Source organism: Pseudomonas sp. C32, assembly GCF_030417915.1.
Classification (GTDB): domain Bacteria; phylum Pseudomonadota; class Gammaproteobacteria; order Pseudomonadales; family Pseudomonadaceae; genus Aquipseudomonas.
Genome location: NZ_JAUHUK010000004.1, coordinates 280,293 through 307,177 on the forward strand (window position 1 = coordinate 280,293; position 26,885 = coordinate 307,177).

The 26,885-nt window shown below is 59.7% G+C and carries 23 protein-coding genes; 8 read left to right on the forward strand and 15 right to left on the reverse strand.

Annotated features, from left to right (window positions below):
• Window positions 1-5 precede the first annotated feature (5 nt).
• Genes QYH43_RS06740 through QYH43_RS06750 form a run of 3 tightly spaced genes read left to right on the forward strand, consistent with a single transcriptional unit; the run spans window position 6 to window position 2,879 of the window.
• On the forward strand, window positions 6-806 hold the full coding sequence (locus tag QYH43_RS06740; RefSeq protein WP_095151619.1) for a carbohydrate ABC transporter permease: 801 nt from the start codon (window positions 6-8) through the stop codon (window positions 804-806).
• A 10-nt stretch (window positions 807-816) separates the two neighbouring features.
• Window positions 817-1,089, forward strand: a complete 273-nt coding sequence (locus QYH43_RS06745) for a DUF2160 domain-containing protein (RefSeq protein ID WP_095151618.1) — start codon at window positions 817-819, stop codon at window positions 1,087-1,089.
• Window positions 1,090-1,136: 47 nt separating this feature from the next.
• Entirely contained in the window at window positions 1,137-2,879 is a 1,743-nt protein-coding gene (locus tag QYH43_RS06750; protein WP_095059557.1) for an ABC transporter substrate-binding protein, read from the forward strand.
• Window positions 2,880-3,048: 169 nt separating this feature from the next.
• Here QYH43_RS06750 and QYH43_RS06755 read toward each other — a convergent pair whose 3' ends face one another.
• Both QYH43_RS06755 and QYH43_RS06760 read right to left on the reverse strand, forming a co-directional pair.
• A complete protein-coding gene (locus QYH43_RS06755; protein WP_301156692.1) occupies window positions 3,049-4,449 on the reverse strand; it encodes a heavy metal sensor histidine kinase in 1,401 nt (466 codons plus the stop codon).
• Window positions 4,446-5,120: a heavy metal response regulator transcription factor gene (locus QYH43_RS06760; protein WP_095059555.1), complete on the reverse strand. Its 675-nt coding sequence runs from the start codon at window positions 5,118-5,120 to the stop codon at window positions 4,446-4,448. Before QYH43_RS06760 ends, QYH43_RS06755 begins: the two co-directional genes overlap by 4 nt.
• A gap of 475 nt (window positions 5,121-5,595) precedes the next feature.
• Here QYH43_RS06760 and QYH43_RS06765 point away from each other — a divergent pair, with 475 nt between their 5' ends.
• From QYH43_RS06765 to QYH43_RS06785, 5 genes are all read left to right on the forward strand, one after another.
• Window positions 5,596-6,858: a TolC family protein gene (locus tag QYH43_RS06765; protein WP_301156693.1), complete on the forward strand. Its 1,263-nt coding sequence runs from the start codon at window positions 5,596-5,598 to the stop codon at window positions 6,856-6,858.
• Window positions 6,859-6,906: 48 nt separating this feature from the next.
• Window positions 6,907-8,115: an efflux RND transporter periplasmic adaptor subunit gene (locus QYH43_RS06770; protein WP_301156694.1), complete on the forward strand. Its 1,209-nt coding sequence runs from the start codon at window positions 6,907-6,909 to the stop codon at window positions 8,113-8,115.
• 49 nt (window positions 8,116-8,164) lie between these two features.
• Complete coding sequence (locus QYH43_RS06775) at window positions 8,165-11,317, forward strand: CusA/CzcA family heavy metal efflux RND transporter (RefSeq protein ID WP_301156695.1); 3,153 nt, start codon at window positions 8,165-8,167, stop codon at window positions 11,315-11,317.
• A 222-nt stretch (window positions 11,318-11,539) separates the two neighbouring features.
• Window positions 11,540-11,740, forward strand: coding sequence for a co-regulatory protein PtrA N-terminal domain-containing protein (locus QYH43_RS06780; protein ID WP_095059551.1), 201 nt, complete (start codon window positions 11,540-11,542; stop codon window positions 11,738-11,740).
• Window positions 11,741-11,819: 79 nt separating this feature from the next.
• Window positions 11,820-12,152, forward strand: a complete 333-nt coding sequence (locus QYH43_RS06785) for a DUF2790 domain-containing protein (protein ID WP_095151661.1) — start codon at window positions 11,820-11,822, stop codon at window positions 12,150-12,152.
• A 132-nt stretch (window positions 12,153-12,284) separates the two neighbouring features.
• On the opposite strand, the gene QYH43_RS06790 is transcribed toward QYH43_RS06785, so the two are convergent.
• The 13 genes from QYH43_RS06790 to nuoE all read right to left on the reverse strand — a co-directional run bounded on the left by QYH43_RS06790 (window position 12,285) and on the right by nuoE (window position 26,885).
• On the reverse strand, window positions 12,285-13,598 hold the full coding sequence (locus QYH43_RS06790; protein WP_301156696.1) for an OprD family porin: 1,314 nt from the start codon (window positions 13,596-13,598) through the stop codon (window positions 12,285-12,287).
• Between the two features lie 283 nt (window positions 13,599-13,881).
• Window positions 13,882-14,259 (reverse strand): type II toxin-antitoxin system VapC family toxin, encoded by a 378-nt coding sequence (locus QYH43_RS06795; RefSeq protein ID WP_301156697.1) that lies wholly within the window; start codon window positions 14,257-14,259, stop codon window positions 13,882-13,884.
• Window positions 14,256-14,537 (reverse strand): type II toxin-antitoxin system Phd/YefM family antitoxin, encoded by a 282-nt coding sequence (locus tag QYH43_RS06800; protein ID WP_256580361.1) that lies wholly within the window; start codon window positions 14,535-14,537, stop codon window positions 14,256-14,258. The genes QYH43_RS06795 and QYH43_RS06800 overlap by 4 nt, the downstream gene beginning before the upstream one ends.
• A gap of 368 nt (window positions 14,538-14,905) precedes the next feature.
• Window positions 14,906-16,369 carry an NADH-quinone oxidoreductase subunit NuoN gene (nuoN, locus tag QYH43_RS06805; protein WP_095059548.1) on the reverse strand — a complete coding sequence of 488 codons (1,464 nt, stop codon included), beginning with the start codon at window positions 16,367-16,369 and terminating at the stop codon, window positions 14,906-14,908.
• A gap of 7 nt (window positions 16,370-16,376) precedes the next feature.
• Window positions 16,377-17,909 (reverse strand): NADH-quinone oxidoreductase subunit M, encoded by a 1,533-nt coding sequence (gene nuoM / locus QYH43_RS06810; protein WP_095059547.1) that lies wholly within the window; start codon window positions 17,907-17,909, stop codon window positions 16,377-16,379.
• A gap of 39 nt (window positions 17,910-17,948) precedes the next feature.
• Entirely contained in the window at window positions 17,949-19,802 is a 1,854-nt protein-coding gene (gene nuoL / locus QYH43_RS06815) for an NADH-quinone oxidoreductase subunit L (protein ID WP_095059546.1), read from the reverse strand.
• A complete protein-coding gene (gene nuoK / locus QYH43_RS06820; protein WP_007946416.1) occupies window positions 19,799-20,107 on the reverse strand; it encodes an NADH-quinone oxidoreductase subunit NuoK in 309 nt (102 codons plus the stop codon). The genes nuoL and nuoK overlap by 4 nt, the downstream gene beginning before the upstream one ends.
• 2 nt (window positions 20,108-20,109) lie before the next feature.
• Window positions 20,110-20,613 (reverse strand): NADH-quinone oxidoreductase subunit J, encoded by a 504-nt coding sequence (gene nuoJ / locus QYH43_RS06825; RefSeq protein ID WP_053161453.1) that lies wholly within the window; start codon window positions 20,611-20,613, stop codon window positions 20,110-20,112.
• Between the two features lie 9 nt (window positions 20,614-20,622).
• Window positions 20,623-21,171: an NADH-quinone oxidoreductase subunit NuoI gene (nuoI, locus tag QYH43_RS06830; RefSeq protein ID WP_053161452.1), complete on the reverse strand. Its 549-nt coding sequence runs from the start codon at window positions 21,169-21,171 to the stop codon at window positions 20,623-20,625.
• Between the two features lie 9 nt (window positions 21,172-21,180).
• Entirely contained in the window at window positions 21,181-22,188 is a 1,008-nt protein-coding gene (gene nuoH, locus QYH43_RS06835; RefSeq protein WP_053161451.1) for an NADH-quinone oxidoreductase subunit NuoH, read from the reverse strand.
• Entirely contained in the window at window positions 22,185-24,899 is a 2,715-nt protein-coding gene (nuoG, locus tag QYH43_RS06840; RefSeq protein ID WP_301156698.1) for an NADH-quinone oxidoreductase subunit NuoG, read from the reverse strand. Before nuoG ends, nuoH begins: the two co-directional genes overlap by 4 nt.
• Before the next feature lie 136 nt (window positions 24,900-25,035).
• Complete coding sequence (gene nuoF, locus QYH43_RS06845; RefSeq protein ID WP_095059544.1) at window positions 25,036-26,391, reverse strand: NADH-quinone oxidoreductase subunit NuoF; 1,356 nt, start codon at window positions 26,389-26,391, stop codon at window positions 25,036-25,038.
• Complete coding sequence (nuoE, locus tag QYH43_RS06850) at window positions 26,388-26,885, reverse strand: NADH-quinone oxidoreductase subunit NuoE (protein ID WP_008020715.1); 498 nt, start codon at window positions 26,883-26,885, stop codon at window positions 26,388-26,390. The genes nuoF and nuoE overlap by 4 nt, the downstream gene beginning before the upstream one ends.

The window sequence follows — 26,885 nt, forward strand, 5'->3', positions numbered from 1 at the left end:
CCATCATGAGCAAGAGAAAGCTTGTTCCACTGCTGCTCTACATCCTGTTCCTGCTGGTGCCGATCTATTGGCTGCTGAACATGTCGTTCAAGAGCAACGGCGAAATCCTCGGCGGCCTGACGCTGTTCCCCCAGGATTTCACCCTCCACAATTACAAGGTGATTTTCACTGACCCGGCCTGGTACACCGGTTACCTCAACTCGCTGTACTACGTGAGCCTGAACACGGTGATCTCCTTGAGCGTGGCGCTGCCGGCGGCGTATGCGTTTTCGCGTTATCGCTTCCTTGGCGACAAGCACCTGTTCTTCTGGTTGCTGACCAACCGCATGGCGCCGCCAGCGGTGTTCCTGCTGCCATTTTTTCAGCTGTACTCGTCGATCGGGTTGTTCGACACGCACATCGCCGTGGCCCTGGCCCATTGCCTGTTCAACGTGCCACTGGCGGTGTGGATTCTCGAAGGCTTCATGTCCGGCGTGCCGAAGGAAATCGACGAAACCGCTTACATCGACGGCTACAGTTTCCCCAAGTTCTTCGTGAAGATTTTCATCCCGCTGATCGGCTCCGGCATCGGCGTGACGGCGTTTTTCTGCTTCATGTTTTCCTGGGTCGAACTGCTGCTGGCGCGAACCCTCACCTCAGTGAACGCCAAACCGATCGCGGCGGTGATGACGCGCACGGTCTCGGCGTCCGGCATCGACTGGGGCGTGCTGGCGGCGGCGGGGGTGTTGACCATCCTGCCGGGCATGCTGGTGATCTGGTTCGTTCGCAACCACGTGGCCAAGGGCTTTGCCCTGGGCCGGGTATGAGGAGCTGATGATGGAATGGATGAGTTGGACGGTCCCCACGGCGGCATTTTTTAGTGTCATCGGTTTGATCCTGGTGGGCATGACCACCTGGGAATTGCGTTCGCCGAGCATTCTGCGACGAGGTTTTTTGCCGATTGCCACCACCCGTGGCGATCGGCTGTTTATCGGTCTTCTCGGCAGCGCCTACCTGCATTTGCTGGTAATCGGCGTCACCGACTGGAGCATCTGGGTCGCCTTCGCGATGTCCCTGGTGTGGCTGTTGGCTGTGATGCGTTGGGGCTAGTCGAATCGCTCGGCAATGTTGCTCCGAAACTTAAACAGGAGGTCTCTATGTTCGACAAAAACAATAAGCTGCGACATAGCATTTCATTGGCAGCCATGCTGGCACTCAGCGGTTTGAGCGCATCGGCCTGGGCCGACGCCTATGAAGACGCGGCGAAGAAATGGATCGGCGCTGAGTTCAAACCGTCGACCCTGACGGCCGATCAACAACTGGAAGAGCTGAAGTGGTTCATCAAGGCCGCGGAGCCGTTTCGCGGCATGAGCATCAAAGTGGTCTCGGAAACCATCGCCACCCACGAGTATGAATCCAAGGTGCTGGCCAAGGCCTTCAGCGAGATCACCGGCATCAAGCTGACCCACGACTTGCTGCAGGAAGGCGACGTGGTGGAAAAGCTGCAAACCCAAATGCAATCGGACAAAAACATCTATGACGGCTGGGTCAACGACTCTGACCTGATCGGTACGCACTTTCGCTACGGCAAGACCGAATCGATCACCGACCTGATGGCCAACGAGGGCAAGAACTTCACCTCGCCGACCCTCGACATCAAGGACTTCATCGGCATCTCCTTCACCACGGCACCGGACGGCAAGATCTATCAATTGCCTGACCAGCAGTTCGCCAACCTGTACTGGTTCCGCGCCGACTGGTTCGAACGCGCAGACCTGAAGGCCAAGTTCAAGGAAAAGTACGGCTACGAGTTGGGCGTACCGGTGAACTGGTCGGCCTATGAAGACATCGCGAAATTCTTCAGTGAAGACGTCAAGGAAATCGACGGCAAACGCGTTTACGGGCACATGGACTACGGCAAGAAAGACCCGTCACTGGGTTGGCGTTTCACCGATGCCTGGTTTTCCATGGCCGGTGGTGGCGACAAGGGCATCCCCAACGGCTTGCCGGTGGACGAGTGGGGCATTCGCGTCGAGGACTGCCATCCGGTGGGCTCCAGCGTGACACGCGGTGGCGACACCAATGGTCCGGCGGCGGTGTTCGCCACCACCAAATACGTAGACTGGATGAAGAAGTACGCACCACCGGAAGCGGCGGGCATGACCTTCTCCGAATCCGGGCCGGTGCCCTCGCAAGGCAGCATCGCTCAGCAGATCTTCTGGTACACCGCATTCACCGCCGACATGACCAAACCGGGCTTGCCGGTGATGAATGCCGACGGCACGCCGAAATGGCGCATGGCGCCGTCACCGCGTGGACCGTATTGGGAAGAGGGGATGAAACTGGGTTATCAGGACGTGGGTTCCTGGACCTTCATGAAGTCCACGCCTGAGAAGCAAAAACTGGCGGCCTGGCTCTATGCGCAATTCGTGACGTCGAAAACCGTCTCGCTGAAGAAAACCATCGTCGGCCTGACCCCGATCCGCGAGTCGGACATCAACTCGCAAGCCATGACCGACCTGGCGCCGAAACTCGGTGGCCTGGTCGAGTTCTACCGCAGCCCGGCCCGCGTGCAATGGACCCCGACCGGGACCAACGTGCCGGACTATCCTCGCCTGGCACAACTGTGGTGGAGCCACATTGCTGAAGCCGCCAGCGGCGAGAAAACCCCGCAACAGGCGCTTGATGGTCTGGCCAAGGATCAGGACGCCATCATGTCCCGCCTTGAGCGCTCGAAAGCCCAAGCCACTTGCGCGCCGAAAATGAACCCGGAACGCGACGCGCAATACTGGTTCGACCAACCGGGTGCGCCTAAGCCGAAACTGGAAAACGAGAAGCCGAAAGGCGAAACCGTGAGCTATGCCGAACTGCTGAAATCCTGGGAGGCAGCGCGTAAGTAAGGAGGTTGTGTTGTGAAAGCGAACGGCACCGGAAGGTGCCGTTTTTTGTTGTCTGATCCACCGTCATCGCTCGCAAGCGAGCTCCTACAAGGGATTTCTGCCGCCCACATAATTTGCACCCACTGCCGGCCCACTGTAGGAGCGAGCAGGCTCGCTCTCACATGGGCAGTTATGCGTCGGCTTTTGGAAACCCCAACCGAAACACCGTCATCGTTCCCGGCAAACTCTGCACCTGTGCTACGCCCTGATGCAGGCTCATGATCGAGCGCACAATCGCCAGACCCAGTCCGGTGCTGCCTTGCGCACGAGATCGGCTGCTGTCGACCCGGTAAAAGCGCTCGAACAGATGCGGCAGATGCTGCGCTTCGATGCCGGTGCCGGGGTTGCTGACGAGCAGCGAAGCCTCTGTTGCGCCGCACTCGATCAGTAGTGAAACGGTTTCTCCGGGTGGACAGTGGCGCAGCGCATTGGACAACAGATTGGAGATCGCCCGTTGAATCATCAACCGGTCGCCCAGCACCCGCGCGCTGCCAACCACACTCAGATCGATCCGCTTCTCCTGGGCCGACAGCGCAAACAGATCGGCGACTTTCAGCGCTTCATCCTCCAGCTCGATCAACTCAAAAGGCGCGAGCGACTCCGGATGACTGACCTGCGCCAGAAACAGCATGTCGCAGACGATCCGAGCGACACGCTCCAACTCTTCAATGCACGACACCAATACATCTTTGTACTCTTCGGTCGTGCGTTCCCGGGACAGGGTTACCTGCGCCTTGCCCATCAGATTGTTGATCGGCGTGCGCAGTTCATGGGCCAGATCATCGGAGAACTGCGATAGCTGCTGCACACCGTTGTCGAGGCGGTGCAGCATGAAGTTGATGCCTTGCGCCAGTTCGCTCAACTCCTGCGGCATGTTTACCACCGACAGTCGATGGTCAAGATCCTGGGTCGATACCATCGCCGCCACTTTGCGAAACTCGCGCATCGGAGCCAGGCCTCGTTGCACCGTCACCCAGGCACTCAAGCCAATGAAGATCAGCAGCCAGGGCAACGCTATCAGCGTCGAGCGCAGATAGGCCCTGAGCAATGCCTGGTCGTGGGCATTGTCCATCGACAGCAACACCGGAACACTGGTGCCATCCTTGAGGCGAATCAGCTTTGACAGGGTGAGATATTTCGCGCCTTCAGCACCGGTGCTGTCGCTGTAGGTCAACTGATCGCTGGTCGCTCGCACGGCTTTGAGTTCAGGGCGTGGATCGACCATGCCGGTGCCGGACTTCAGCAGCGGGGAACGCTGGTTGCTTCGGTCGTAAATGGTCAACGTGAGATTGTCGTGGCCCATGACCTGATCGAGCAGGATATGCGGCTTCGAACTGATTTCACCGGGGTCGGTGTACAGCGACAGGCTGTGTTCAATCTGCTCCATCTTGCTGGCCAGACTGTCCCGGGAGAGCGTATTGAGCTCATGGGTCAGGGCGAAGTAAGCCAGTACTGCGAGGAACATCACCAACAGTGCCCCAAGAATACTCATGGTCAGTCCCAGCCGTAGCGACAGGCTCGCTGGTTTCATTCCCGCGCCTCCAGAACGTAACCGACGCCGCGCAAGGTGTGGATCAGCTTGCGGTCGAACGGATCGTCGATTTTCGCCCGCAAACGCCGTATCGACACTTCAACCACGTTGGTGTCGCAATCGAAGTTCATGTCCCACACCAGTGAAATAATCTGCGTGCGGGTCAGCACTTCGCCGGACTGACGCATCAGCAGATGCAGCAGGGCGAATTCCTTGGTGGTCAGGTCGATACGTTGCTCGCCGCGAAAGGCACGGTGACGACCCGGATCGAGCTCCAGATCGGCGACTTTCAGAACCTGCGGCACCGGGATGTTTTCACTGCGGCGCATCAGCGTGCGTACCCGTGCGAGCAGTTCGGGAAACTGGAATGGCTTGACCAGATAATCATCGGCGCCCAGGTCGAGACCACGAATCTTGTCGGCCAGACGACCGCGGGCAGTGAGCATCATCACCCGGGTGGAGTGCGTGTGACGCAGTTGTTCCAGCACGCCCCAGCCATCCATCTCCGGCAGATTCACGTCCAGGATCACCAGGTCATACGCCTGCTGTTGCGCCAAGTGCAATCCATCGGCGCCGGTGGCCGCGTGGTCAACGACATAACCACTTTCCGTCAGTCCCTGATGTAAGTATTCGGCAGCTTTAAGCTCGTCCTCGACGACTAGGATTCGCATGATTAATCACCACTTATATTTAATGGGTAAGTCACTAAGTCAGTCAGGAAAGTTTGTTGTTTTTGATAGAGCTTCCGAACGGGTTTATTGACGACACTGTGTTGTGGGTTTCAGATTTCCTGTAGAGGATTTCTTTGAGTGAGGGTGCGCAAGGTAAAGGCTGTAGTGGCTACAGAGTCAATGATCGACTGTGTCTCGAGCCCTGAAATCGGCCTTCTGCGACACCCTGACGCAGCGCGCCAGGCCAAAACACTCATTCGATTCATTAGAGGTGAACTGAGGCAAGTGCTGTTTGGCAGATAATGCTCGTGTATTTGTTTCCATGTATTGCTATATCAAGGTGAGCACTTCGCATCCTAGTGCAAAACAACTTCCATAAGCCGTGGATAACGGATTTGTAATCTTCCAGTCACCTTGTCGATAAGTTCAAAACTCTACCGTGGCGACAGTCTTGATTTAAAAAGGAAGTATTCCATTGCCCGGTTTAAGAGAACTGACGGCGCGATCACGCCTGAAAAAAACAGTAAGGGCGGTGACCGCCGGCTGCGCGTTACTGCTGGCGGGTTCGGGACTTGCGCAAGCATCGACACTGACCCTGGAACAAGCCCTGAAAACAGCGTTTGCCGGTAACCCCGACCTCGCGGCAGCCCAGTGGGAAATCGGCATCGCCGAAGGTGACCGCAAGCAGGCCGGGTTGATCCCCAACCCCGAAGTGTCGTGGGAGGCCGAAGACACCCGCCGCGATTCGCGCACGACCACGATGATGCTCAGCCAGCCGATCGAACTGGGCGGTAAACGCGGCGCACGAATCGATGTTGCGAGTCGCGCACAGGACGCGGCCGGAATCGAATTGGAGAACAAGCGCAATGCCCTGCGCGCCGATGTGATCCAGGCGTTCAACAGCGCTCAAACGGCGCAGCAACGCTTGCAGCTGTCCCGCCAATCGCTGCTACTCGCCGAGAACGGTTTGCGCGTGGTCAAGGGGCAGATCGATGCCGGAAAATCATCGCCGGTCGAAGGCACTCGGGCGCAAGTGCAGCTCTCGGAAGTGCGCCTGGAGCTGAGCCGCGCAGAACGTGATCAGGCCAATGCCTATCAGCAATTGGCGCAGGTGATGGGCGCACCGTTGCCGACATCGACCGCCGTGCAAGCCGTCACAAATAGCATGCCCAACGTGCCACCGCCGGCCCGTTTGCTTGCGCGTCTGAATGAAACCGCCGAACTGCGTCTGGCCAAATTGCAGATCGATCAGCGTGAAGCATCGCTGGGGCTGGAGAGGTCGCAACGCATCCCCGATCTGACGGTGAGCGTCGGCAGCCAGTACAGCGAAACCGACCGCGAGCGAGTCAACGTGGTCGGGCTTTCGATGCCGATTCCGTTGTTCAACCGCAATCAGGGCAACATTCTGGCCGCCGCGCGACGCAGCGATCAGGCCCGGGATTTGCGCAACGCCACCGAGCTGCGCCTGCGCACGGAAATTCAGACCACCCTTGAGCAATGGCAGACCGCCAATGACGAAGTCAAAGCGTTCAACCAGACGATTCTGCCCGCCGCACAAAGTGCGGTCGACAGTGCCACCCGCGGATTCGAAATGGGCAAGTTCGGCTTTCTCGACGTGCTCGACGCCCAGCGCACCCTGATCAGTGCCCGCAGCCAATACATCCAGGCAGTCAGTGAAGCGACAGACGCCCGGGTACGCATCGAACGCATCTTCGGCGACCTCGCCGCCAGCCCTTGAATTTCATCTTTTTGATTACTGCGCGGTGATAGGCGCAGAGGAGTTTGCATGGATAAAAAACTGATCGTTGTCGCACTGGCGACAATGGCGTTCGGCATTGGTATCGGTTCGATGTGGCCGGGCAATTCCGCCGTCGACGCCCATGCCGATGAAGCGGCGGAACAGGCGGATCACGCGGATCACGCTGAAGACGGCGCAGCCACTGACGGTGGACATGCCGAAGGCGAAGAAGGGCACCTGGCGTTGAGTGCCGAACAGATCGCTGCCGCCGGCATTCAACTGGTGCAATCGCGGGCGCAGAACATCAGCCTCGGCCTGCCGTTCCCCGGCGAAGTGCGTTTCGATGAGGATCGCACGGCTCACCTGGTGCCGCGCGTTCCTGGTGTTGTCGAGTCGGTATCGGTCAATCTCGGGCAAACCGTGAAGAAAGGCCAGTTGCTGGCAGTCATCAGCAGTCAGCAGATCTCCGATCAGCGCAGCGAACAGGCTGCGGCACAACGGCGCCTGGTGTTGGCTCGCACCACCTACGAGCGCGAGAAGAAACTGTGGCAGGACAAGATCTCAGCCGAGCAGGACCTGCTTCAGGCGCGCCAAGCGCTGGAAGAAGCCGAAATCGCCCTGACCAACGCCCGGCAAAAAATCAGCGTACTCAGCGGAAGCGTGGTTGCCACCGGCGGTAATCGCTACGAATTGCGTGCGCCGTTCGATGGTGTCGTGGTGGAAAAACACCTGACACCGGGGGAGGTCGTCGATGAAACCACCGCTGCCTTTACGCTCTCGGATCTGTCGCGAGTCTGGGTGACTTTCGGCGTTTCGCCCAAGGAACTGAGCAAGGTGCAAGTGGGCAAACCCGTTACCGTCAGCGCTCCGGAATTGAACGCCGAGGTTGCCGGCACCGTCAGCTACGTCGGCAGTCTTTTAGGCGAACAGACCCGCACCGCCACTGTTCGCGTCACCCTGGAAAACCCGCAAGGCTCCTGGCGTCCAGGCCTGTTTGTCACTGCGCTGGTCGCCACCGACAGCCGACAGGCGAACGTCGCCGTACCGGAAACCGCCATCCAGACCATCGAGGACAAACCCACGGTATTCGTGCGCACCGACGACGGCTTCAAAGCGCAAACGGTGGCGCTGGGACGAAGCGCGGCAGGTTTGGTGGAGGTCACCCAAGGGTTGGGGGCCGGCGTGCAAGTCGCGGCTGCCGGCAGCTTCGTTCTCAAGTCGGAAATGGGCAAAGCCTCGGCCGAACACGCTCACTAGCGCCTTCCCGTAAACGCCCACCGATCCGCCCCTCGACGAGACAGTTCTCATGTTCGAACGCCTGATCCAGTTTGCCATTGAGCAGCGCATCATCGTGCTGCTCGCCGTTCTGCTCATGGCCGGCCTCGGCATCGCCAGTTATCAAAAATTGCCGATCGACGCTGTGCCCGACATCACCAACGTCCAGGTCCAGATCAATACCGGCGCCGCCGGGTTCTCGCCCCTGGAAACCGAGCAACGCATCACCTTCCCGATTGAAACCGCCATGGCCGGTTTGCCGGCGCTGGAGCAGACCCGTTCGCTGTCGCGTTCGGGGCTGTCGCAGGTCACGGTGATTTTCAAGGACGGCACAGACCTGTTCTTCGCCCGCCAATTGGTCAACGAGCGTTTGCAGATCGCCAGGGAGCAATTGCCCGAAGGTGCGGAGGCGGTGATGGGGCCGATCTCCACCGGCCTCGGCGAGATTTTCCTGTGGACGGTGGAAGCACAGGAGGGCGCGCTCAAGGACGATGGCACGCCTTACACACCAACTGATCTGCGCGTGATTCAGGACTGGATCATCAAGCCGCAGTTGCGCAACGTCCCCGGTGTGGCCGAGATCAACACCATCGGCGGCTTCGCCAAGGAATACCAGATCGCGCCCGACCCGAAACGGCTGGCGGCGTACAAGCTGACCCTGACGGATCTGGTCACGGCGCTGGAGCGCAACAACGCCAACGTCGGCGCCGGTTACATCGAGCGCAGCGGCGAGCAGTTGCTGATTCGCGCGCCGGGGCAAGTGGCGAGTACCGAGGACATTGCCAACATCGTCATGGCCAATGTCGATGGCACACCGATCCGGGTCCGCAATGTCGCAACCGTGGACATTGGCCGTGAACTGCGCACCGGCGCTGCCACCGAAAACGGTCGTGAAGTGGTGCTCGGCACGGTGTTCATGTTGATCGGCGAAAACAGCCGCACCGTGTCGCAAGCCGTCGCCAGCAAGCTGGAGCAGATCAATCGCTCCTTGCCCAAAGGCGTGATCGCTGTCCCGGTCTACGACCGCACGCACTTGGTCGACAAAGCCATCGCCACGGTGAAGAAGAACCTGGTCGAAGGCGCGATTCTGGTGATCGCGATTCTGTTCCTGTTCCTGGGTAACATCCGTGCGGCGCTGATCACCGCGATGGTGATTCCGCTGTCGATGCTGTTCACCTTCACCGGGATGTTCAGCAACAAGGTCAGCGCCAACCTGATGAGCCTCGGCGCCCTCGATTTCGGCATCATCGTCGACGGCGCGGTGGTGATCGTCGAAAACACCCTGCGCCGATTGGCCCATGCACAGCAACATCACGGCCGATTGCTGACGCGATCCGAGCGTTTCCATGAAGTGTTCGCGGCGGCCAAGGAGGCGCGGCGGCCGCTGATTTTCGGTCAGTTGATCATCATGGTCGTGTACCTGCCGATCTTCGCCTTGAGCGGCGTCGAAGGGAAAATGTTCCATCCGATGGCGTTCACCGTGGTCATCGCATTGCTCGGCGCCATGCTGCTGTCGGTGACCTTTGTCCCGGCCGCGATCGCGCTGTTTGTCACCGGCAAGGTCAAGGAAGAAGAGGGGGCGGTCATGCGCGGCGCACGTCAGGTTTATGCGCCCGCGCTGACCTGGGTGATGTCCCATCGCGCCGTGGCGATGGGCGCGGCACTGGGCGTGATTGTATTGAGCGGCGTGCTGACCAGCCGCATGGGCAGCGAGTTTGTACCGAGCCTCAGCGAAGGCGATTTTGCCCTGCAAGCCTTGCGCGTGCCTGGCACGAGCCTCACACAATCGGTGGACATGCAGCAGCGTCTGGAAACCCTGATCCTCGAAAAAGTGCCGGAGGTCGAGCGGATGTTCGCCCGCACCGGCACCGCCGAAATTGCCTCCGATCCGATGCCGCCAAACATCTCCGACAGCTATGTGATGCTCAAGCCAAAAGACCAGTGGCCGGACCCGGATAAGTCCCGCGAAACCCTGATGGCCGAACTGCAACAAGCTGCCGCGATGCTGCCGGGCAGTAACTATGAGCTGTCGCAGCCGATCCAGTTGCGCTTCAACGAACTGATCTCCGGCGTGCGCAGCGATGTGGCGGTCAAGGTATTCGGGGATGACATGGCGGTGCTCAATGCTACGGCGACGAAAATTGCCGCGGCCATGCAGAAGGTGAAGGGTGCATCCGAGGTGAAGGTCGAGCAAACGACCGGGTTGCCGGTGCTGACCATCAACATCGACCGCGACAAGGCCGCGCGTTACGGGCTCAACGTCGGCGATGTGCAAGACACCATCGCGGTGGCGGTCGGTGGGCAGCAGGCGGGGACGTTGTATGAGGGTGACCGGCGTTTCGACATGGTGGTGCGCTTGTCCGATGCCATGCGCAAGGACATCGACGGCCTGTCGGCGCTGTTGATTCCAGTGCCGGCGCCGCTCAACGCGGCTGCCAACCAGATCGGTTTCATCGCGCTCAAAGACGTCGCCAGCCTCGACCTGGTGCTGGGGCCGAATCAAGTCAGCCGCGAAAACGGCAAACGGCTGGTGATCGTCAGCGCCAACGTGCGCGGACGGGATATCGGTACGTTCGTCGAAGAGGCGGGTGAAAAGATTGAACGCGATGTGCAGATTCCGGCGGGTTACTGGACCAGTTGGGGCGGGCAATTCGAGCAATTGCAGTCGGCGGCCAAGCGCTTGCAGATCGTGGTGCCGGTGGCATTGCTGCTGGTGTTTGGTCTGTTGTTCATGATGTTCAACAACCTCAAGGATGGTCTTCTGGTGTTCACCGGAATCCCGTTCGCGTTGACGGGCGGCGTCATGGCGCTGTGGCTTCGGGACATTCCGCTGTCGATCTCGGCGGGCGTCGGGTTCATCGCGTTGTCGGGGGTGGCGGTGCTCAACGGTCTGGTGATGATCGCGTTTATCCGCAACCTGCGGGAGGAGGGGCGTTCACTCTTTGACGCGATCAACGAAGGCGCGCTGACACGACTGCGGCCGGTGTTGATGACGGCTTTGGTGGCGTCCCTGGGGTTCATTCCCATGGCCCTGGCCACCGGCACCGGGGCGGAAGTGCAGCGTCCGCTGGCGACGGTGGTGATTGGCGGGATTTTGTCTTCGACCATTCTGACGCTGCTGATATTGCCTGCGCTGTATCAGCTCGCCCATCGTCGCGAGGAAGATGAAACCCTCGCCAAATAAGTAATCCGCCTTGTAGGAGCGAGCCTGCTCGCGATAGCGATGGATCAGCCAGCATCATTGTCAGCTGACATTTTGTTATCGCGAGCAGTCTCGTTCCTGCAGTTTTTGTATCCGATCCGTAGAACAGCTCGCACATAACGGATATGTAATTTCGGCGCCACCGTCACGAAAGGTTCAGATTGTTACCTTGATCCCGTTAGTTAATTAAACGAGGAATCAAACATGAAAATTGTACAGATGGGTGCTTTTGTTGTGGCGTTGGCGATGTCTTCCCTGGTCATGGCCGAAGGCGGCGGCGACAGGACGTTCGAAAAAATGATGGCAGCCAATGAGCGTTCGATGGAGCAATTTGTCGCAAGGGAACAGGCGCGAGATTCCGTGGTTTCCAATGAAAAGCAGGACGACAAGAGCAAAGACTTGTAAGCGTGTCGCACTTGAACAAGCCCGTCATTGAGTCTCGATGGTGGGCTTTTTTATGAGCCGGATTTTGCAGGTACAGGGTATGAAGTTGATCAAATTGATTGCGTTCGCAGGGGTGATGTCGATATCCCTGAATGCGCTGGCTGAAGGTGGAGGTGACAGGACGTTCGAGAAAATGCTCGATGCCAACACCAAGGCCATGCAGCAGTACGCCGCCAGCCGGGGCAAGCCGGTACCGGTGGTGCGCGACTATGAATACGGGATGGAACTGGATGTGGTGAAAGTGGTGAGCGTTGTACGGCCTGCGGTGGCGTGTGCTGTGGTGCCGGCGGCGATGACTTATGAGGACTCCCGGGGGCAACTTAATACGATCAAGTACAGCGTGGCGGGAGACTGTCGCAAGCGCGGCGGCTGACACCAAATTTTTGCAGGAGTGTTATTCAGAATGGAATGCGCGAAAAAAAGGCGCCCCGAAGGACGCCAAAAGATTCACCTCTTACCAAAGGAGCCAGGAGCTTCTAAAGGTGAATGGGTATGAACAGCGAAGTCAGAGAACGGCCAACGGATACTCGACAATCACCCGGACTTCATTCAGGTCCGATTCGAACGCCGTGGCGCGGGTAGTGGCCTGACGCAGGCGCAGCGACAGATCTTTCAATGAGCCGCTCTGCACGACGTATTTGACTTCGACGTCGCGCTCCCAGCGCGTCTGATCGGTCAATGGGTTGCCATCGGCATCGCGGCGCATGTACACCGAGTTGGCGTTGGAATAGTCGGCATCGCTGCCACGGGCGTAACGGGTCATGAACGACAGTCCCGGAGTGCCATAGGTGGTCATGTCGAGGTCGTAGCGCGCCATCCAGGAACGCTCTTTGGGCGAGTTGAAGTCGCTGTACTGGATGGAGTTGTCGAGGAAGATCGAATCGGACAGGCGCAGATAGTCGAAGTCGTCATTGCCATTGTTTTGCTGGTGCGACAGCGCGACGGAGTGGGCGCCCAGTTTTACCCCGACCCGGCCGCTCCAGATGTTGTTGTCGAATTCGCCGAGCAGTTGCTTGCCTTCATCGACAGCCTTGTAATAGGTCAAGCCGCCGAACAACGCTAGATCATTGGCAAGCGGGTAAGTCCAAGTAGTGCCTGCGTAATACTGATTCCAGGCATCCTTGAGGCGACTGGAGTACAGGCTGAAGCTGAGGTTTTTGTTCAGCTCGTAGTCGCCACCGAAGTAGGCGATCCAGGGTGAATCGACCGGGCCGCCATAATAGGTCTCGAAATTCTCGTTCATATCACTGGAGTCCGGTTGGCTCATCGCGTGCAGGCGACCGCTCTGTATCGACAATCCATCGATACTGTTGTTGCTCGCGAGGACACCCTGAAAGCTTTGCGGCAACAGCCTGGAATCTCCCGATGCGACGACCGGGGCGGTGGGAAAGACATCACCGATCTTTATTTCCGTATCAAAGGCGCGCACTTTGGCGGCGCCACCCACCTTGGTGTATTCGTCCTGCGCCTGCCCCTCATTATTGACGGGCATAACGTTGCCACCGTTGCGACCGTCGCCGGTATCGAGCTTCATGCCGATCATCGCAAATGCATCGACACCCACCCCGAAAGTGCCTTGGGTATAACCGGATTCGAACTTTGTGATAATCGCGTGCGCCCAGGTTTCGGAATATCCATTACCGGTTGAGGCGGACTGGCCTTTGCGGTAATCACGATTGAAATAGAAGTTGCGGTTGAGCACCGTCAGGCTGCTGCCCTCGATAAAGCCCTCGGCTTTATCTTGCGCAAAGACCATGGACGGCCCGGAGCCGATAACCATCGCTAATGCGGCTATCGACAATTTTGTTCTGTTAACCATCAAACACTCCTTGGGTTCGGCAGAGAGCATGCGTGCCCGGGCGTGAGCTTTATTGTTCGGCGGGAGGCTTGGCACCGCCCACCGGGTCGCCGGGTGACATCGTTGCAATCGGTGGATAACGCCAAGGTGATGAGGGGATTACAATTTCGTCATGTGAGTGGGCGAACTCAGAGGGCAGGGCGGTAACAAATCCCCCAAACGCAAAAACGGCACCCGAAGGTGCCGTTTTGGATGTTTACGCAGTTCCGGAATCGGCAAGCCTCAAATCCATCGGGGCGAGGGGCTAAACCAAAATGGCCAAGGAGGTGTATTGGGTCAATATCGGATCTGCGGTGAGCAACTTCATCGGTTCCGTCATGGCGGTTGCCACAATGAGCCGGTCGAACGGGTCGCGATGATGTGACTCCAGATCTTTCACCGCAATGGCGTGTTCCGCTGAAACAGGCAATTCAATGAATCCGCTTTCAACGCAGTATTGCCGGATTTCCTCCAGATCAACGCTCAGCTTGCCCAGACCTGTCTTTATCGCCATTTCCCAGAAAGAAGCGGTGCTGACATAAACTTCAGCGGCGGTATTAATGAGTTGTCGGGCTTTGCCAGATAATCTCTGATCGTCGGCGAGTGCCCAGAGTAGAACATGGGTATCGAGCAAAATCCTCATGGTTGCTGCCCTTCGAAGGCCTCCAGCAAATCGTCCGGCAGGGCGGTATCGAAGTCGTCGGAAAGGACGAGCTTGCCTTTCATCGCACCAATTCGTTGTCCGCGTGGTCGCTCCACGGGAACCAGTCGGGCAAGTGGCCGGCCGTGTTTGGCGATCGTGATGATTTGGCCGGCGGCAGCGTCATCGACGAGTTTGGACAGATTGTTTTTAGCTTCGGCCAACGGAACGATGATCATGGCTTCTCTCCTGAATTCTGGACAAATATAGCCAGAATTCATGGCGCCGACAAAGGCAAGCTGCTGATAAGTCAAATCGTCATGTGTCGAGTTGGGTGAGTAATCAATCCTGCTGTCACGCAACGTAAAGACTTCCCGTTTCATGGATTGCTCCGAATGGCTTTTCACGCACCATAGCGAACGGTAGCGATGATCGGCAGTCAGCTATTCCATACCGTCGCTCAAGCATTTTCTTAAAATGGGTGGGGAAAAAAGCAAAAAAAATCACAGCCTGCGGCAACTCCTACAGGGTATACACCATCCCGGCGTAGGAGCTTGCCGCAGGCCGCGATCTTTTGATCTTTGATCCCAAACGCAGAAACGGCACCCGAAGGTGCCGTTTCTGTTTGTTACCGAAGTCGCTTAAGCGATCAACCCGCCAGGCCCGATTGCTGAACCAGGGTCAGCAGCGGTTGTGGGTAGACGCCGAGGAAGAACGCGACGAGGGCGATAGCCAGCAGCATCACGCCGCCTGCTTTCTGTTCCCAGTGCAGTTGCGCATCGTGGCGACGCAGGTTCGGTTCGATCAGGAACAGGGTGACCATCACACGCAGGTAGTAGAACACGCCGATGGCGCTGCCCAGTACCAGCGAACCGACCAGCCACCATTGATGCGATTCGACACCGGTGGCGATGATGTAGAACTTGCCGATGAAGCCCGCGGTCAGCGGGATACCGGCCAGGGACAGCATCATCACGGTCAGCACGGCGGTCAGGTACGGACGGCGCCAGAACAGGCCGCGGTATTCGTACAGGGCATCCGCGTCACGGCCGTTGTACGGCGAGGACATCAGGGTGATCACGCCGAAGGCGCCGAGGCTGGTGATCACGTAGGTGACCAGGTACACGCCGATGGCTTCCACGGCCAGACCCTTGCTCGCCACCAGGGCGATCAGCAGGTAACCGAAGTGGGCGATGGACGAGTAACCCAGCAGACGCTTGAGGTTGCTCTGGGTCAGCGCCAGCAGGTTACCGAACAGGATCGACGCGATGGCGATGATGGTCAGCACGTCGCTGAGTACGCCGCTGCTCGCCGCTGGCGAGATCTGGAACAGACGCACCATCACGGCGAACACGGCCACTTTGGATGCGGTTGCCAGGAACGCTGCGACCGGCGCCGGAGCACCCTCGTAAACGTCCGGCGTCCAGAGGTGGAACGGCACCAGCGACAGCTTGAACGCCAGACCGATCAGCATCATGCCCAGGCCCAGTTGTGCCAGCGAGCTTGGCAGACCGGTAGCTGCCAGCGCCTGACCGATACCGACGAAGCTCAGGGAGCCGGAGTCAGCGTAGAGCAGGGCCATACCGAACAACAGGAACGCGGAACCTGCCGCCGACAGCACCATGTACTTGATACCGGCTTCCAGCGAACGCTTGTTGAAGAAGGCGTAAGCCACCAGACCGTAGACCGGCACCGACAGCAGTTCCAGACCGATGAACAACCCGGCCAGGTGCTGCGCGCTGACCAGAACCAGGCCACCGGCGGCAGCCATCAGGATCAGCAGGTACAGTTCTTCACGGTTGCCCGGGTAACCCGAACCGCCATCGCCGAGGTAGGCGTGGGCGAGGGTCACACAGGCGAGGGTGGCGACCAGGATCAGCGCCATGTACAGGCAAGCGAAGGTGTCGATCTGCAGCAATGGCGTCACGGCCAGGGGCGCGACTTTCAGGGCCGGCAGGATCGACAGCAAAGCCAGGTTCAGACCCGCCACCGACAGCAGGAAGGTCTGGGAGTGGTTGCGGCGCCAGGCGATCGCCAGCATCACCACGATGATCGTGGCGCTGGTGATCAACAACGGCGCAAGCGCGATAAAGTGTTGAGTCGTGAATTCCATAGCGCTCTTACCGGGCCGAAGCGAGTTGAGTGAAGGCGGTGCCGAGCCACTGCTGCACGCCATGCATCGTAGCGGCAGAGGTATCGAGGAACGGTTGTGGGTACACGCCGATGTAGATCAGCAGTGCAGCCAGACCGACCACCATGATCAGTTCGCGACCGTCCATGCCATGCAGCACCGCGTCCGATTTGGACGGGCCGAAGTAGGCACGGTGAATCATGATCAGCGAGTAGACCGAACCGAACACCAGGCCGGACGTCGCGATGATGGTGACCAACGGCGCAGCAGGGAAGGTACCGATCAGGATCAGGAACTCACCGACGAAGTTACCGGTGCCCGGCAAGCCCAGCGACGCGGCTGCGAAGAACAGGCTCAGGGCCGGCAGGTAAGCGATCTTCGACCACAGGCCACCCATTTCACGCATGTCGCGGGTGTGGGTGCGTTCGTACAGCTGGCCACTCAGGATAAAGAGTGCGGCTGCCGACAGACCGTGCGCCAGCATCTGCATCACTGCACCTTGCAGTGCCAGTTGGCTGCCGGAGTAGATGCCGATCAGTACGAAGCCCATGTGGGAAACGGACGAGAAGGCAATCAGACGCTTGATGTCGGTTTGCGCGAACGCCAGGAACGCACCGTAGAAGATCCCGATCAGACCCAGGGTCATGGCAATCGGCGCGAACTCGGCCGAAGCGTTCGGGAACAGTGGCAGGGCGAAACGCAGCAGGCCGTAGGCCGCGGTCTTCAGCAAGATACCGGCGAGGTCGACGGAACCTGCGGTCGGCGCCTGGGCGTGAGCGTCAGGCAACCAGGAGTGGAACGGTACGACTGGCAGCTTGACCGCGAAGGCGATGAAGAAGCCGAGCATCAGGATGTACTCGGTGGTCATCGACATCTTGGTCTTCAACAGGTCGGCGTAGTTGAAGGTAATCACGCCGGTGTTGTTGAAGTTGACCAGTACCAGGCCCAGGATCGCCACCAGCATGATCAGGCCGGAAGCCTGAGTGAAGATGAAGAACTTGGTCGCCGCGTAGATCCGGGTTTTCTTGCCGTCCGAAGAACTGTGACCCCAGAGCGCGATGAGGAAATACATCGGCACCAGCATCATTTCCCAGAAGAAGAAGAACATGAACAGATCGAGGGCGAGGAACACGCCGACGACACCGCCCAGGATCCACATCAGGTTCAGGTGGAAGAAGCCAACGTGACGCTGAATTTCTTTCCACGAGCAGAGTACCGACAGGACACCCAGCAGACCGGTCAGCAGGATCATCAGCAGCGACAGGCCGTCGAGGGCCAGGTGCACGCTGATGCCGAAACGCTGGATCCAGACATGCTTGAACTCAAGCACCCAGGTCGGATCGGCGCCAGGCGCCGGAGCAAATGAATAGTCGCCCTGGGCCCACAGCCAGAGGCCGAGTGCGAGTTCCAGGGACATGGTCAACAGCGCAATCCAGCGCGGGAGGGTAGAGCCGAAGCGCTCACCCATCCAGCACAGCAGGCCGCCGATGAAGGGAATCAGGATTAGCCAAGGCAGAATCATGACGGGCTCGTTTCCTTTCGCAAATTCGCAAGGTTCATATCAGACCGCTACCAGCACGACGGCGCCAATGACCAGCACGGCACCCGCAGCCATCGAGGCGGCATACCAACGCAGTTGACCGGTCTCGGTACGGCTCAGGGCGGTGTGACCGCCTTTGGCCATGCGCGGGATCAAACCGATGGTCTGATCGAGCGGGTCATTGCGCAGGATGTGGCTGATCGCCAGGTAAGGTTTGACGAACAGTTTGTCGTAGATCCAGTCGAAGCCCCAGGCAGCGAACCACCAGGCCGAGAGGAAACGGCCGATGCCGCTGTTGGCGATGGCGGTGACGAAGCGACGCTTGCCGAGGAACAGCAGCGCGGCCAGCAGGATACCGGCCAGGGCGATGGCGCCCGAGGCGATTTCCAGACTGTGCTTGGCTTCGCCGCCGGCATGGCCGACGCTTTGCGGCAGCACGCCGTGCAGCGGTGGAACGATCATCGCGCCGATGAAGGTCGACAATACGATCAGCACCGACAGAGGCAGCCAGTGGGCGATGCCGTGACCGGCGTGGGCTTCGGTCTTCGCTTCACCATGGAACGCGATGAAGATCAGGCGGAAGGTGTACAGCGAGGTCATGAACGCGCCGACCAGACCTGCGTAGAGCAGACCGTTGTTGCCGCTGGCGAACGCTTCCCAGAGGATTTCGTCCTTGGAGTAGAAGCCTGCGGTGACCAGAGGCAGGGCCGCTAGGGCCGCGCCGCCGACGATGAAGCTGGCGTAGGCCAGTGGCAGTTTCTTCCACAGACCGCCCATCTTGAAGATGTTCTGCTCGTGGTGGCAGGCAACGATTACCGCACCGGAAGCAAGGAACAACAGCGCCTTGAAGAAGGCGTGGGTCATCAGGTGGAAGATCGCGCCGTCCCAGGCACCAACGCCCAGGGCCAGGAACATGTAGCCGATCTGGCTCATGGTCGAATAGGCGAGGATGCGCTTGATGTCGGTCTGGACCAGGGCAGCGAAGCCCGCCAGAACCAGGGTCACGCCGCCAACGATGCCCACCAGGTGCAGGATTTCCGGCGCCAGGGTGAACAGGCCGTGGGTACGGGCGATCAGGTAGACACCGGCGGTCACCATGGTTGCGGCGTGGATCAGTGCCGAAACCGGGGTAGGACCAGCCATCGCATCCGCCAGCCAGGTTTGCAGCGGCAGTTGTGCGGATTTACCGACAGCACCACCGAGCAGCATCAGGGTGGCCATGACCATCCAGAAGTCGCCGGCCTGGAATTTCTGCGGTGCCAGCACCAGCAGTTCCTGAACGTTCAGCGTGCCCAGCTGGGCAAACAGAATGAACAGGCCGATGGCCATGAACACGTCACCGATACGGGTCACGATGAAGGCTTTGAGTGCGGCGTTACCGTTGTTGCGGTTGCTGTAGTAGAAACCGATCAACAGGTACGAGCACAGGCCCACGCCTTCCCAGCCGAAGTACAGGAACAACAGGTTATCGCCGAGCACCAGGAACAGCATGCTGGCGATAAACAGGTTGGTGTACGCGAAGAAACGCGAGTAACCGTCTTCACCGCGCATGTACCAGGACGCGAACAGGTGGATCAGGAAGCCGACGCCGACAACCACGCCGAGCATGGTCACGGAAAGGCCGTCCAGATACAGCGCGAAGTTCGGCGTGAAGCCTTCCACCGCCATCCACTGCCACAACACCTGGGTGTAGTGACCGCCTTCCGGCGGGGCGACGTTGAATTGCCAGATCACGTAGGCGGTGACGATCGCCGACAGACCGATGGAACCCACGCCGATCAGTGCGGCCAGGTTTTCCGAGATGCGTCCCCGAGAGAACGACAGCAGCAGGAAACCAATGAGAGGGAATACGAAAGTCAGAAAGAGTAGGTTCATCCGCGCATCTCACTGGCAGCGTCGATATCGAGCGTGTGGAAGCGGCGATACAGTTGCAGCAGGATCGCCAGGCCAATACTGGCCTCGGCGGCTGCCAGGCTGATCACCAGGATGAACATGATCTGTCCATCCGGCTGCGCCCAGCGGCTACCGGCCACGATGAACGCGAGTGCAGAGGCGTTCATCATCACTTCAAGACTCATCAGCACGAAGAGGATGTTGCGGCGGACCATCAGGCCGACCAGACCGAGGCAGAACAGGATGCCGGCGACCGCCAGACCATGCTCCATAGGGATAGCAGGCATCGTCATTGCTCCTTGGCTTCGTTGCGGCCCAAGTGGAACGCCGTGACGGCTGCAGCGAGCAGCAGCATCGAGGCGAGTTCGACCACCAGCAGGTAAGGACCGAACAGGCTGATGCCCACGGCCTTGGCGTCTACGGTGGTGTGGCCGATGGCTTCACCGGTCTGGTGGGAGAACAGCACATACAGCAGTTCTACCAGCAGCAGCGCAGCGAGCAGGACCGGGCCACCCCAGATACCGGGCTTGAGCCAGACGCGCTCTTGCTGAACCGAGGCCGGGCCAAGGTTCAGCATCATCACCACGAACACGAACAGCACCATGATGGCGCCAGCGTAGGCGATCACTTCCAGGACACCGGCAAACGGTGCGCCGAGGGCGAAGAACGTCATGGCCACGGCGATCAGCGAAATGATCAGGTAGAGCAGGGCGTGCACAGGGTTGGTGTTGGTGATCACGCGAAGCGTGGACACCACAGCGATACCCGATGCGAAATAGAAAGCGAATTCCATCTTTCTTCCTTAAGGCAGCAAGCTCTTCACGTTGATCGGTTCGGCTTCATTTTGCGCGGAGCCTTTCGGCTTCCCGGCAATCGCCATACCTGCAACACGATAGAAGTTGTAATCAGGGTTTTTGCCGGGGCCGGAGATCAACAGATCTTCTTTCTCGTAAACCAGGTCCTGACGTTTGAACTCGGCCATTTCGAAATCCGGCGTGAGCTGGATCGCGGTGGTCGGGCAGGCTTCCTCGCAGAGGCCGCAAAAGATGCAGCGCGAGAAGTTGATGCGGAAGAAGTCCGGGTACCAGCGACCATCTTCGGTTTCAGCTTTCTGCAGCGAGATGCAACCGACCGGGCACGCCACGGCGCACAGGTTGCACGCTACACAGCGCTCTTCACCGTCGGGGTCGCGGGTCAGGACGATACGCCCACGGTAGCGCGGCGGCAGGTAGACCGCTTCTTCCGGGTACTGCAGCGTGTCGCGCTTGCGGAAGGCGTGGCCGAAAATCATCACCAGGCTGCGAAGCTGGGTGTAGAAGCCATGCACGATGTCAAATATGTACTTCATGATTCTCTATCCTCACTGAGCCGCGACGGCGGGCGTGTTGAGCAACACGATCGCAGCGGTCACCAGCATGTTGACGAGGGTCAGCGGCAAGCAGAACTTCCAGCTGAAATCCATCACTTGGTCATACCGTGGGCGCGGAATCGAGGCGCGCAACAGAATGAAGATCATGATGAAGAACGCGGTTTTCAGTGCGAACCAGATGAACGGGATCTGCGGCAGGATGCCGAACGGACCGTGCCAGCCACCGAAGAACAAGGTCACCAGCAGCGCCGAGATCAGCACGATGCCGATGTACTCGCCGACGAAGAACATGCCCCATTTCATGCCGGCGTATTCAATGTGGTAACCGTCGGCCAGTTCCTGTTCCGCTTCCGGCTGGTCGAACGGGTGACGGTGAGTCACGGCAACGCCAGCGATGAAGAAGGTCAGGAAACCGAAGATCTGCGGAATGATGAACCACAGGTTCTGCGCTTGGTATTCAACGATGTCACGCATGTTGAACGAGCCGACCTGGATCACGATGCCCATCAGCGACAGGCCCATGAACACTTCGTACGACACGGTTTGTGCCGAGGCCCGCAAGCTGCCCAGCAGGGCGAACTTGTTGTTGCTCGACCAACCGGCGAACAGCACCGCGTAGACCGACAGGCCAGCCATGGCGAAGAAGAACAGGATGCCGATGTTGATGTCCGCCACGCCCCAGGTCGGGGTGATCGGGATGATCGCGAAGGCAATCAGCAGGGCGCTCATGGCGACTACCGGTGCCAGGGTGAAGATCATCTTGTCGGCGAATGGAGGCGTCCAGTCTTCCTTGAAGAACATCTTGATCATGTCGGCGGCGATCTGGAACGCGCCGAACGGACCCACGCGGTTCGGACCGTAACGGTCCTGCCAGAGGGCGAGCAAGCGACGCTCGACCCAGCTGAGCAGGGCGCCGCAGACCACCACGGCGAGCAGAATCACCACGGCCTTGAGGACCGCGATGATCACGTCGATCACTTCAGGAGTGAACCAGGTCATTGAGCTGCCTCCTGCAGACCGTCAACGGATTTACCGAAAATCGCTGGCGGAATGCCGGCGATGCCCGCAGGCAGTGCGACCAGACCGGCGCCCAGCTCTTCGTTGATGCGCAGCGGCAGACGCAGGGTCTGGCCAGCCACGTTCAGGCTCAGCATGGCACCGTCGTTGACGCCCAGACGGTCGGCTTCGGACTTGGCCAGTGCAACATAAGCCGCCGGAATGCGTTCCTGAACCGGAGCGGCTTTCGAAGAGTTCTCTTCGCTGCCGAACAGGTGGAAGAACGGCACAACCTGCCAGGTACCTGGAGCAGGGTTGAACGCGCGCGGAACACAGGAGAACCAGTTCAGCGAATCACCAGCGCTTTCGATCAGGCGGGTGCCTGGGTCGCCAGCGCGGATGTGACCACCGACTTCGTCCTGGAACTTGTTCCAGGCTTGCGGCGAGTTCCAGCCCGGAGACCAGGCGAATGGCACTTGCTGACGCGGTTCGGCCGAGCCCGAGTAACCTTCCATCGAGAAGGCAAACGCGGTGTCCTTGTCCTGCGGGGTACGCGGTTCGTGCACGCTGATGTCGGCGCGCATGGCGGTACGACCGGAGTAACGCAGCGGTTCGCGGGCCAGTTTCATACCCTTGATGCGGAACGCGGCGGACGGTGCGGCATCGACAATGCGATTGAGGATCGAAGTGCTCGAAGCAACGGCAGCGGTGACGTGGTCCAGCTGGGTCCAGTCAATCGGCTGGTTCAGCAGGGTGGCGCGCAGGGCATGCAGCCAGCGCCAGCCTTCGTGAACCAGGATGCTCGCGTCCATGTACTTCGGATCGAAGACCTGGAAGAAGCGCTGGGCGCGACCTTCCTGGCTGACCAGAGTGCCGTCGCCTTCAGCGAAGCTGGCGGCTGGAAGAACCAGATGCGCGCGATCGCTGGTGGCGGTCTTCTGATGGTCGGCGACGATCAGCACTTTGGCAGCGGCCAGGGCAGCATCGACCTTGGCTTTATCGGTGCGGGTGTACAGATCGTTTTCCAGCACGACAATGGCGTCGGCACGGCCAGAGATCACGGCTTGCAGCGCGGCATCGACCGATTCACCACCGAGCATGGCCAGGCCGAGGCTGTTGGCCTCCGGCACGATCAGGCTGATGGAACCGTTCTTCTCGCGCAGCTTCAAGGCTTTGGCGATGTTCGCGGCGGCTTCGATCAGGGCTTTGGAGCCCAGGGAAGTACCGGCGATGATCAGCGGGCGCTTTGCCGCGAGCAGGGCGTCGGCGATGCGCTTGGCCAGTTCGAGGGCTTCGGCGTCCAGGCCTTCAACGGCCGGTGCGCTGGCGTCGAGGGCGTGAGCCACGGCGAAACCGATGCGGGCCAGATCGTCTGGAGCGGCGTGAACGCACTCTTCGGCGATGTCGTCGAGCTTGGTTTCAGCCAGGCTGGCGATGAACAGCGGGTTCATCGCGTGCTGACCGATGTTCTTCACCGCAGCGTCGAGCCAAGGCTGAACGCGCATGGCGTCGGCCATGTCTTCAGCTTTGCCTTTGACCGATTGACGCAGGGACAGGGCCATGCGCGCAGCAGTCTGGGTCAGGTCTTCACCGAGGACGAACACGGCGTCGTGGTCTTCGATGTCGCGCATGTTCGGCACTGGCAGCGGGCTGTCTTTGAGCACTTGCAGGACCAGTCGGATGCGCTCCAGTTCGGACGCTTCGATACCGGAGTAGAAGTGCTCGGCACCGACCAGCTCGCGCAACGCGTGGTTGCTTTCGAGGCTGGCGCGAGGCGAACCGATACCGACGATGTTGCGACCGCGCAGCAGATCGGCGGCTTTATCCAGCGCTTCGTCGAGGCTCAGCTTGGCGCCGTTGGCCAGCAATGGCTGACGTGGGCGGTCTTCGCGGTTGACGTAGCCATAGCCGAAACGGCCACGGTCGCACAGGAAGTACTGGTTCACCGAACCGTTGAAACGGTTTTCGATGCGACGCAGTTCGCCGTAACGCTCGCCCGGGGAAATGTTGCAACCGCTGGAGCAGCCATGGCAGATGCTCGGCGAGAACTGCATGTCCCACTTGCGGTTGTAGCGCTCGGAGTGAGTCTTGTCGGTGAACACGCCGGTCGGGCAGACCTCGGTGAGGTTGCCGGAGAACTCGCTTTCCAGGGTGCCGTCTTCAACTCGACCGAAGTACACGTTGTCGTGGGCGCCGTACACACCGAGGTCGGTGCCGCCAGCGTAGTCTTTATAGAAGCGCACGCAGCGGTAGCAAGCGATGCAGCGGTTCATCTCGTGGGAAATGAACGGGCCCAGTTGCTGGTTCTGGTGGGTACGCTTGGTGAAGCGGTAACGGCGCTCATTGTGGCCGGTCATTACCGTCATGTCTTGCAGGTGGCAGTGACCGCCTTCTTCACAGACCGGGCAGTCGTGAGGGTGGTTGGTCATCAACCATTCAACAACACTGGCGCGGAAGGCCTTGGACTCTTCATCTTCGATGGAGATCCAGGTGCCGTCGGTGGCAGGCGTCATGCAGGACATCACGATACGACCACGGGTGTCGTTCTCGTCGGTGTACTGCTTGACTGCGCACTGGCGGCAAGCGCCAACGCTGCCTAGGGCAGGGTGCCAGCAGAAATAAGGAATATCGAGGCCTAGCGACAGACATGCCTGTAACAGGTTGTCTGCCCCATCGACTTCGAGCTCTTTGCCGTCTACGTGGATAGTGGCCATGGTTCAAGTTCTTCGTTGGCCCGGTGTCAGCGGGCGTGGCTAATGGAATCTTGTTATCCGCGTGAATCAACACAGCCGTTAAAGGCGTCATCACACGAAAAGCGAAGGGCACGGACCCTTCGCCTTTTTTAAGCGTTTACGCGCCGACTACGATCGGCCTTGCCAGAGGCGGGACGGCGGCGCTGACAGGCGCGATACCGGCTTCGAACTCTGGACGGAAGTATTTGATTGCGCTGCCCAACGGCTCCACGGCGCCCGGTGCGTGAGCACAGAACGTCTTGCCTGGGCCGAGGAAGCCGACCAGACCCAGCAGGGTCTCGATGTCGCCTGGCTGGCCTTCGCCATTCTCGATGGCCATCAGCAGCTTGACGCTCCATGGCAAGCCATCGCGGCACGGGGTGCAGAAGCCACAGGATTCGCGGGCGAAGAACTGCTCCATGTTGCGCAGCAGGGACACCATGTTGACGCTGTCGTCCACCGCCATGGCCAGGCCGGTACCCATACGGGTGCCCACTTTGGCGATGCCGCCGGCGTACATTTGTGCGTCCAGGTGTTCCGGCAACAGGAAGCCGGTACCAGCGCCGCCAGGCTGCCAGCACTTGAGCTTGTAACCGTCGCGCATGCCGCCAGCGTAGTCTTCGAACAGCTCGCGACCGGTGACGCCGAACGGCAGTTCCCACAGGCCCGGGTTCTTGACCTTGCCGGAGAAGCCCATGAGCTTGGTGCCCATGTCTTCGCTGCCTTCACGGGCCAACGATTTGTACCAGTCCACGCCGTCGGCAATGATTGCCGGCACGTTGCACAGGGTTTCAACGTTGTTCACGCAAGTCGGCTTGCCCCACACGCCAACGGCGGCAGGGAAGGGCGGCTTGGAGCGCGGGTTGGCACGGCGGCCTTCGAGGGAGTTGATCAGCGCGGTTTCTTCACCGCAGATGTAACGCCCGGCACCGGTGTGGACGAACAGCTCGAAATCGAAGCCACTGCCCAGGATGTTCTTGCCCAGCAGGCCTGCTGCCTTGGCTTCTTCCACGGCACGGTTCAGGTGCTTGGCGGCGGTGGTGTATTCGCCACGCAGGAAGATGTAGCCACGGTAGGTTTTCAGTGCGCGGGCACTGATCAGCATGCCTTCGATCAGCAGATGGGGCAGTTGCTCCATCAGCATGCGGTCTTTCCAGGTGTTCGGCTCCATTTCATCCGCGTTGCACAGCAGGTAGCGGATGTTGATGGATTCGTCCTTGGGCATCAGGCCCCACTTCACGCCAGTGGGGAAGCCTGCACCGCCGCGACCCTTGAGGCCGGCGTCTTTCACGGTCTGGACGATGTCGTCCTGAGCCATGTCGGCGAAAGCCTTGCGCGCAGCAGCGTAACCGTTCTTGGCTTGGTACTCGTCGAGCCATACGGCTTCGCCGTCGTCACGCAGACGCCAGGTCAGCGGATGAGTCTCGGCCGAACGCTTGATGCGGTTGGCCGGACCGAAAGAAGTCAGGGTCATACGTAGCCCTCGAGCAATTTGGCAACGCCTGCTGGCTGCACATCACCGAACGTGTCGTCGTCGATCATCAACGCCGGCGCCTTGTCGCAGTTGCCGAGGCAGCAGACCGGCAGCAGGGTGAAACGACCGTCGGCGGTGGTTTGACCCAGGCCGATGCCGAGCTTGCTCTGGATTTCGCTGACCACGGACTCGTGGCCGCCGATGTAGCAGACCATGCTGTCGCAGACGCGAATGATGTGACGGCCGACTGGCTGACGGAAGATCTGGCTATAGAAAGTCGCCACGCCTTCAACGTCGCTCGCCGGGATGCCGAGGATCTCGCCGATGGCGTACAGAGCGCCGTCCGGCACCCAGCCACGTTCCTTCTGGACGATCTTCAAGGCTTCGATCGACGCCGCGCGCGGGTCTTCGTAGTGATGCAGCTCGTGCTCGATGGCCGAGCGCTCGGTTTCACTCAAGGTGAAACGGTCTGTCTGGATAAGCGTGCTGTTCAT